Genomic DNA, 8,014 nt, shown 5'->3' with positions numbered 1-8,014 from the left:
GTTTGCAATTCAACAGGGATAGCTTCTCCAAAATACATCAGAAAGAATTTTATCCGATTCTTTACCCGGGTTATATCTCGGGTAAGTCTATCATAAACCCTCAGTAGTGACCTGTCCTGCTGTTGTTCCAATGGAGGAACATAAAGGGCTTTAAAATCTCCGTTTTTTAGCCCTCTGGCCAACTTTCCACTATCTATGCTATCACTCTTACGACGTTTCTCCTTATCACTTGTAGGTACATCTGCAGGGTGAATTACTATACAATTAATACCTGCTGAACTTAACTGACGTTGAATATTGAATCCTGCAAATCCCGCTTCATACACACAATGAATATCGGCTCCGGGATAATGTCCCTTCAAGTAGGCAGAAAGTTGTACACTATCTGGTGGTTGGGTAAAGGAGTTAAGCATCAACTCTTTAGACATCACTGTCACTTTCCAACTCTTTAAATGTGAATCAATCCCTACATAGATTGATTCTCCGCTAAAATCTCTTACTTTTGTTTTCATATGCTTCGGTTTTTGGTTTTCACTGCTGTTAACTTAAAGTTACTGTGAAACTGATTCCGAAGCTATTTTTTCAAACATACAAACTCAAAAGAAAATCTCACAAAATATTATTTGGGAAAATCCTCACCCCAACCCCTCTCCCTCGGGGGAGGGGCTAAAAGTCTCCCTCTCCTTGTTCAGGAGAGGGAGATTTAGAGGGTGAGGAGAAAATTCCACCAAATAATATTTCGTACGATTTTCTTTTGAGACGTCCTCTTTTTTGTAGTTTTGTCTTTGAAAAAATGTTTATCACTTAATCAGATATATATTATGAACATGGGAGATATTTTCGGGCTGGCAGGAAAAATGAAAGAAATGCAGACCCGTATGCAGGAAGCACAGGAGAATTTAGGAAAAATAACTGAAACCGGAGAATCGGGTGCAGGCATGGTACGTGTAACCGTAAATGGTAAAAAACAACTGATAAAAATTGAAATAGATGAAGATTTAATCAGCAAAGACCAACGGGAAATTCTACAGGATTTAATTGTGGCTGCCACTAATAAAGCCCTTGAAAAAGTAGAAGACAAAGCCAAAGAAGAACTGCGAAAAAGCACCGAAGGCATGATGCCAAATATCCCAGGCATGGACTTTGACAAGATGTTTAATAAGTAAAATTTAGTGATTGTGTGAATTGGTGAATGAGTGATTCTGTCTGAACTGTGATTTACCTGATTTATATGATTATAATGATTTTGAACTCAAAATAGTCAAACTATAGACCATATTTCAATTTATCTGGTTATCAGGAATCAGATAAATCAGGCTAATCAGTTAAATCAAAGTTCAGACAAATTCACACATTCACTCAATCACTCATTCACACATTCACTCATTCACTCAATCACTCAATGGATTTCCATGCCAAAAGTTGCCATCGTTATTTTAAACTACAACGGGCAAGGGTTTCTTGAGAAATTCCTGCCTGCTGTTATACAAAACGCTGAAGATTGTGAAATCGTAGTAGCCGACAATGCTTCTACCGATAATTCGGTTACTTTTCTGAAACAAACCTATCCTGCTATCAGACTGATTCAATTGCCACATAATGGTGGTTTTACCGGAGGCTACAATGAAGCTTTGAAACAGGTACAGGCTACTTATTATGTCTTATTAAATTCTGATATTGAGGTTACACCTAACTGGGTAAATCCTGTCATTGAATTGATGGATGCTAATCCAAAAATTGCGGCTTGTCAACCCAAAATGCGGGATTATTACAAGCCTGCTTATTTCGAATATGCAGGCGCCGCAGGTGGCTATATCGATTGGTTGGGCTATCCGTTTTGCAGAGGGCGTATTTTTGATACCTGCGAAGCCGACACCGGACAATATGACGATACCCGTGAGATTTTCTGGGCAACGGGTGCCTGTATGTTTGTGCGAGCCGATGTATTCCATCAGTTAGGTGGTTTTGATACCCGGTTTTTTGCCCATATGGAAGAAATAGACCTATGCTGGCGTATGAAAAACGCAGGCCATCAGATTTACTACTCCCCTGCCTCAACGGTTTACCATGTAGGTGGCGGCACACTCCATAAATCGAACCCACGCAAAACTTTCCTGAACTACCGCAACGGGTTAGCGATGCTCTATAAAAATTTACCGGCTAACGGGTTATTCACCACTATTTTTGCCAGATTAGTATTAGATGGGATTTCAAGCATTAAATTTCTAATGGCAGGTTCATTCAAAGACATCTGGGCTATTCTGAAAGCACACTTTGCTTTTTACGCCATGATTCCGAAATTAGAAAGAAAATCTCCCAAGCCACTCAATGATATATATCCTAAAAGTATTGTACTGGACTATTTTTTAAGGAAGAAGAAGCGGTTTGGGGAGTTGTAGCGTTAAAAATTTTCTTTAATTTGATAGTTACTTATGGAAGCATATATTGAATATTTTAACAAAAATTACGATGTTAATACCATAGAGGAACTACTATTAGGTTTAAGAGCAATGGGTGCTTCTCAAATAGAAACAATACGTGTTTTAAGGAGTGAATTAAAGTTAAGCCTACCCGAAGCCGATAAAATAGTTCTTAATTCTGAAGCATGGAATGACATGAAAGAAGCTACTATCCAATTAAGAGAGAATATATGGGAGGCTTTAAACTCATTGGAGGATTAATTAAAGATGGAAAAAGAAGAGTTTTTATTTCTATTGTTAGGGGCAAGTTATGCTGCTTATAGATTTGACATTGAGCAAAAGAAACAAAATTTAGTAGCTAATTTCAGATATAATGTTCTTCTAAATAGCTCTGTTGATGATGGTACAGATGTAACCGTTTATCCGGAAGATACTAATATTGTTTATAATGGACTTACAGATATAGAAGTCATGAATCTTTTATGTAGGGGTAATAAATTACCAGTCTGGATTGACATATATGTAATAAAATCAGATAGGAATTTTACTACGTTTGAATTATTATGTGCAGGTAGATATTCTGACAAAAAAGCTGATTATTATTACCACCAGAGAGGTTCAGGACCTTTTGGAATAAAGAGCATTCCTCTTGAAAGATAAAATAATGGTCTATTTTCAGGTCTATGCCATTTTTGAATTAAATCTTAAAAGATACTAATCAAGACAAAATAATTCCTAAATATTCATAGTCCTTTGAGACGTATGCAATACGTCTCTACGAGAAACCTAAAAATTTATACTCTTAAAAATTCCCCTATCTTTACAAAACTAAAACCAAATCAACATTGCTTAAAATAGGTATTACGGGTGGCATTGGGTCTGGGAAGACCATTGTCTGTAAGATGTTTGAAATCTTAGGGGTTCCGGTGTATTATGCCGACGAACGTGCCAAGTGGTTGACCAATCATGATTTGCAACTCCGCAAGGAAATCAAAGAGTTATTGGGCAGACAAGCCTACGACGAGCATGGGCAATACAACCGTAAATGGGTAGCGGCTCAGGTTTTTGATAATCCTGAACTATTAAAAATGCTCAATTCACTCATTCACCCCCGTGTATTTGCCGATACCGACCAGTGGTTTTTACAGCATCAGCATAAACCCTACACACTTCGGGAAGCTGCCCTGATGAACGCCGCAGGCGATAAAAACGATTTTGATAGTGTGATAGTGGTAAGTGCTCCGGTAGGACTCAGGATAGAAAGAATCAGGAAGCGAGACCCTCAGAGAAACGAGGAAGAAATTAAGGCGATTATTGACAGACAAAAAACCGAAGAACAGTTTGCCTCTATTGCCAATCATACCATTATGAATGATGACGAACACCTGCTGATTCCGCAGGTATTGGCACTCCATGAAAAACTAACCCAACAGGCCTGATTACTTTCTGAAAATCTTCAATAGCTTATTTACTGCACTACTGATGTCTTTATCTGTATCCATCAAATCGTTCACGGTCTGAATGGCATGAATTACCGTACTATGGTCACGTCCACCAAAATGATAACCGATTGACTTCAACGATAAATTAGTGAGTTCTTTGGCTAAATACATAGCTATCTGGCGTGGTAATACAATTTCACGCAGGCGGCTTTTGCCTTTCAAATCAGGGATACGTACCTTGAAATGTTCTGTTACTGCCTCAATAATCGTATCAATGGTTACTTCTTTCTCAGAATCCTTTACCAGATGGCGAAGGGTATTTTTAGCCAGTTCCACATCAATTTCCCTGCGAGTCAAAGAAGCCTGAGCCAACAGGGAAATCATTACCCCTTCTAACTCACGCACATTGGTATCAATGCTATGCGCCAGGTATTCTATTACTTCGTAGGCAATCGAAATTCCTTCAGCCTGGGCTTTTTTCTGGATAATGGCAATACGGGTTTCAAAATCAGGTGTTTGCAAATCAGCCGTTAAACCCCATTTAAAACGTGATAACAAGCGGTCTTCTACCCCTTCCAGTTCACGTGGTGGTCGGTCAGAAGTCATCACAATCTGTTTGCCTGATTGATGCAAATGGTTAAATATATGGAAGAAAGTCTCCTGCGTTTTTTCCTTGCCAGATAGAAACTGTACGTCGTCAATAATCAGAATATCCACCTGCATATAAAAATTCATAAAATCCTGCAGGCTGTTATTTCTGATGGCATTGATAAACTGACTGGTAAATTTTTCGGAAGATACATAGAGCACAAATTTATTGGCTGCTTTGTTTTTCATGAAATTACCAATGGCTTGTACCAGATGTGTTTTACCCAGCCCAACGCCGCCATAAATCATCAATGGATTAAAAGAAGTTACCCCGGGTTTTGAGGCTACGGCAAACCCTGCTGCTCTTGCCAGACGGTTACAGTCGCCCTCTACAAAATTATCAAAGGTATAATTCGGATTCAGGTAGGAATCAAGATTCAACGAATTCAGGTCTTTCATTTCGAAAGGATTTCTTACCTGGTCATTCATCGGGTTATTGTCCACTCTACCTACCGGAGAGCTATGCTGTGGCATATTGATAGCAATGGGTGGTTCGTTTTTCTTCTGATTCCCGCTATCTACAATAATGGTGTACTCCAATGTCCCATCACGCCCGATTGAAAAATCCAATGCCTTTCTTAGCAAATGCACATAGTTCTCCTCCAGCCACTCGTAAAAAAACTGGCTTGGTACCTGAATGGTCAGCTTCTTCCCCTCTAATTTACCCGGAATAATAGGCTCGAACCAAGTTTTATAACTCTGTTCCGAGATACTATCGCGGATAATTTTGAGGCAATTCTGCCAAACCATGTCAACATCACGTTGGACTTTTGGAGTTTCTAAAATAGTCATTTGGCTACATTGGGATTCTAAGAGGGGTGCAAAGATACTAAAATTTGTGTACCTACCAAGAAGTGAATTTTGAGATTTTTCATGTATTTTCAAAGTAAATCCCAAACATTATTTTACCAAATTTGCTTTGCCTTATAAAAATACAAAATGTACCTGTGGAATTACTTTGGTATCTGACTTTTTTTCACCAAAAAGTACAATTTAATTAAATCGATAAACATCATTGATAAATGCCAGTATGCAAGAAAAAAAATCAGCAAAGACAATTATCGGAGGATTAGGTGCAAAAGATTTCAATAAACCCTTTGGCCTGAAAGTTTAAAGAAGAATTCCAGTATAAGTTTATATCACAGAATAGGATTTAATTCTGATTGACTTTAATTAAAGTCTTCCAATTAAATATCATTTAAAGAAAAGTACCGCCATAAAACCAATCAATAGCGAAAATTTCGCTGAAAAACCTCACTATGTTGCTTCTATTGATGCCTTGCTTAATTGCGTCAATGCTTCTGTAATAAATTCTACTGAGGCACATCCCAATCAGTTGGTTTTGTAAGGTTATGAACTAAAAAAATCAGCCTATGCACACATTTATTTTTAACTGGTTCAGAATGGCAGATAGGATCAGGAACTATATAAGGAAGGAACTATCTAAGAATCGTTAGGAATTTCTTTATTGGAAAGACGAATATCGGCACTATACCTTGGGAAAGTACAAAAAAACCATTAGTGAATATATCAATCAATATACGTAAATAGTATTTACTATTCGGTTTAATCTATTTCAACATATTATACCCGAAACTGTATCAGAAGCTGAGATTTGTGTAGCGGCTAACTGGTGTCAGGTTACTCACTAAGTAGATAGTTGAGGATAGAAAATTTTCTTTTGAAATCAAAACTTATGACTACATTGAGTGGTTAAAATCTGTTAGTGACTTTTTTATAGCCTAAGCCTGTCAGTACCGGATGATAATCTGTTGAATAGTTAAAAAATCTGTCTTGGATGAAAATACTTTTAGCACCTGATAAATTCAGAGGTTCGCTCGATGCGCCTCAGGTATGTCAGGCAATGACCGAAGGAATCAGCATGGTTTCTACCGATATAGAAACTGTGAGCCTGCCAATGGCCGATGGCGGTGAGGGTACATTAGACCTGCTTCTATGGTATTCGGGTGGACAAAAGAAAACAGCAAAGGTGCATAACCCTTTGGGTAGACTTATTGAAGCCCAGTACGGTATTTCGGCCGATGGCAAAACCGCCTTTATTGAAATGGCTACAGCATCAGGCTTAAATCTATTGAAACCTGACGAACGAAATCCTTTATTGACAAGTACCTATGGAACCGGAGAACTGATTAAAGCAGCAATTGAGGCTGGAGTTGAGCAGATAATCATGGGTATTGGGGGCAGTGCCACTACCGATGCAGGCATAGGTATGGCCAATGCCCTGGGCTGGCAGTTTCTTGATGCCGACAACAAGGCCATAGAAGCCATTGGTGGTAATCTGTCGCTGATAAAGAGAATTATCCCCTCTCCCCTTGCCAATCAATTGCCCATCATTCAGGTAGCCTGCGATGTTACCAATCCTTTATATGGCTCCAATGGTGCGGCCTGTATTTATGGCCCGCAAAAAGGAGCAGATGCCGAAGCTGTGAGTATTTTAGACAAAGGTTTACAGGATTTTGCCCATATCACCTCATTACCGGAAGAAACATTCAATAGTCCGGGATTTGGTGCGGCTGGTGGTTTAGGGTTTGGTTGTGTGTTTTTTCTGAATGCTATACTCAAAGAAGGAGTAAAATTATTGATGGACGTTTGCCATTTTGATGAACACCTGGCCGATGTTGATTTAATTATTACAGGTGAAGGAAAAATTGATAACCAGACCCTGCAAGGCAAATTGGTAAAGGGCATCACCAGTAAAGCACAGCATATTCCGGTAGCGGCTATATGTGGCACACTGGGAGCTACTCCTGAGCAAATGCGAAATATAGGGATTATGTATGCTGCATCTGTACTGAATAAACCCCAAAGCCTGGAAGATGCGCTAAAGACTGCGCACGAAGGCGTAAGAGATGCTACCTATTATTTAGTGAATGTGGTTTATTCGAATAGAAAAAATTAACCTTTACACATTAGTATTTTTTTGTAGAGTGCAGGCTTCCGCTCCAAAGGTCTTTCTAATTGCGAATAAATATAATTTGAGGAACAAAATAATAGTATAATCGTTTGATATTCATAACCCTTTGGAGCGGACGCTGCGCGGACACCTACAAATCGTCTGTCTTGTCCTGAAATAGGTTTACACAAACCTAAATAAAAACATGGCAAGAACAAAGACAAACAAAGGCTCAGGTTACAACCAAAACAAATTGCACTATGATTTAGATTTTAAATGGAGAGTATGCCAAGAATATCTGAATAGTTCAGAGACAAAAATAGCCATACAAAGAAGAAATGGTGTACAATGCAGAACAGCGATCGTAATATGGTTACGACAATTCGGTTTGAAAGATAAAATAAAGCCGTTATCTTTAAAAGAGCAACTTAGTTTACAAATGCCACAACCTAAACCAAAAAAAGTACAATTTGAGGAATCAGAGCTTGATAGACTTAAGAAGGAGTTAGCAGAAGCTAATTTAAGAGCTGAGGCATATCAGAAAATGATTGAGATAGCAGAGCAGGAATTTAAAATAGAGATCAAAAAAA

Annotated in this window: 9 protein-coding genes; 7 read left to right on the top strand and 2 right to left on the bottom strand. The window is 38.5% G+C overall.

The genetic code is table 11. The annotated features are described in order from the left end of the window. Positions 1-512, bottom strand: a 512-nt coding sequence (locus EWM59_RS26900; protein WP_130024302.1) for an IS110 family transposase, incomplete at its 3' end; no start/stop codon positions are given. 309 nt (positions 513-821) lie between these two features. On the opposite strand from EWM59_RS26900, the gene EWM59_RS26895 reads away from it, so the two are divergent. The 5 genes from EWM59_RS26895 (at position 822) to coaE (ending at position 3,859) form a co-directional block, all read left to right on the top strand. Further along, a complete protein-coding gene (locus tag EWM59_RS26895) occupies positions 822-1,166 on the top strand; it encodes a YbaB/EbfC family nucleoid-associated protein (protein WP_130024301.1) in 345 nt (114 codons plus the stop codon). Between the two features lie 246 nt (positions 1,167-1,412). Continuing rightward, positions 1,413-2,399 (top strand): glycosyltransferase family 2 protein, encoded by a 987-nt coding sequence (locus tag EWM59_RS26890; protein ID WP_130024300.1) that lies wholly within the window; start codon positions 1,413-1,415, stop codon positions 2,397-2,399. A gap of 33 nt (positions 2,400-2,432) precedes the next feature. After that, entirely contained in the window at positions 2,433-2,681 is a 249-nt protein-coding gene (locus EWM59_RS26885; RefSeq protein WP_130024299.1) for a hypothetical protein, read from the top strand. A 6-nt stretch (positions 2,682-2,687) separates the two neighbouring features. Beyond that, positions 2,688-3,080 carry a hypothetical protein gene (locus tag EWM59_RS26880; RefSeq protein WP_130024298.1) on the top strand — a complete coding sequence of 131 codons (393 nt, stop codon included), beginning with the start codon at positions 2,688-2,690 and terminating at the stop codon, positions 3,078-3,080. Positions 3,081-3,265: 185 nt separating this feature from the next. After that, complete coding sequence (gene coaE, locus EWM59_RS26875) at positions 3,266-3,859, top strand: dephospho-CoA kinase (RefSeq protein ID WP_130024297.1); 594 nt, start codon at positions 3,266-3,268, stop codon at positions 3,857-3,859. Here coaE and dnaA read toward each other — a convergent pair whose 3' ends face one another. Beyond that, positions 3,860-5,302: a chromosomal replication initiator protein DnaA gene (gene dnaA / locus EWM59_RS26870; RefSeq protein ID WP_130024296.1), complete on the bottom strand. Its 1,443-nt coding sequence runs from the start codon at positions 5,300-5,302 to the stop codon at positions 3,860-3,862. Between the two features lie 1,006 nt (positions 5,303-6,308). On the opposite strand from dnaA, the gene EWM59_RS26865 reads away from it, so the two are divergent. Next, a complete protein-coding gene (locus EWM59_RS26865; RefSeq protein ID WP_130024295.1) occupies positions 6,309-7,430 on the top strand; it encodes a glycerate kinase in 1,122 nt (373 codons plus the stop codon). 199 nt (positions 7,431-7,629) lie between these two features. After that, positions 7,630-8,014: hypothetical protein (locus tag EWM59_RS26860; protein ID WP_207219964.1), on the top strand; the 385-nt coding region annotated here is incomplete at its 3' end.

The organism is Emticicia agri (assembly GCF_004168285.1).
In the GTDB taxonomy this organism is placed as follows: Bacteria; Bacteroidota; Bacteroidia; order Cytophagales; family Spirosomataceae; genus Emticicia; species Emticicia agri.
This window is presented reverse-complemented; position numbering and strand designations above follow the sequence as displayed.

Coding starts and splice junctions, on each gene's coding strand:
- EWM59_RS26895 (WP_130024301.1), top strand. CDS start 822: ATGAACATGGGAGATATTTTCGGGCTGGCAGGAAAAATGAAAGAAATG.
- EWM59_RS26890 (WP_130024300.1), top strand. CDS start 1,413: ATGCCAAAAGTTGCCATCGTTATTTTAAACTACAACGGGCAAGGGTTT.
- EWM59_RS26885 (WP_130024299.1), top strand. CDS start 2,433: ATGGAAGCATATATTGAATATTTTAACAAAAATTACGATGTTAATACC.
- EWM59_RS26880 (WP_130024298.1), top strand. CDS start 2,688: ATGGAAAAAGAAGAGTTTTTATTTCTATTGTTAGGGGCAAGTTATGCT.
- dnaA (WP_130024296.1), bottom strand. CDS start 5,302: ATGACTATTTTAGAAACTCCAAAAGTCCAACGTGATGTTGACATGGTT.
- EWM59_RS26865 (WP_130024295.1), top strand. CDS start 6,309: ATGAAAATACTTTTAGCACCTGATAAATTCAGAGGTTCGCTCGATGCG.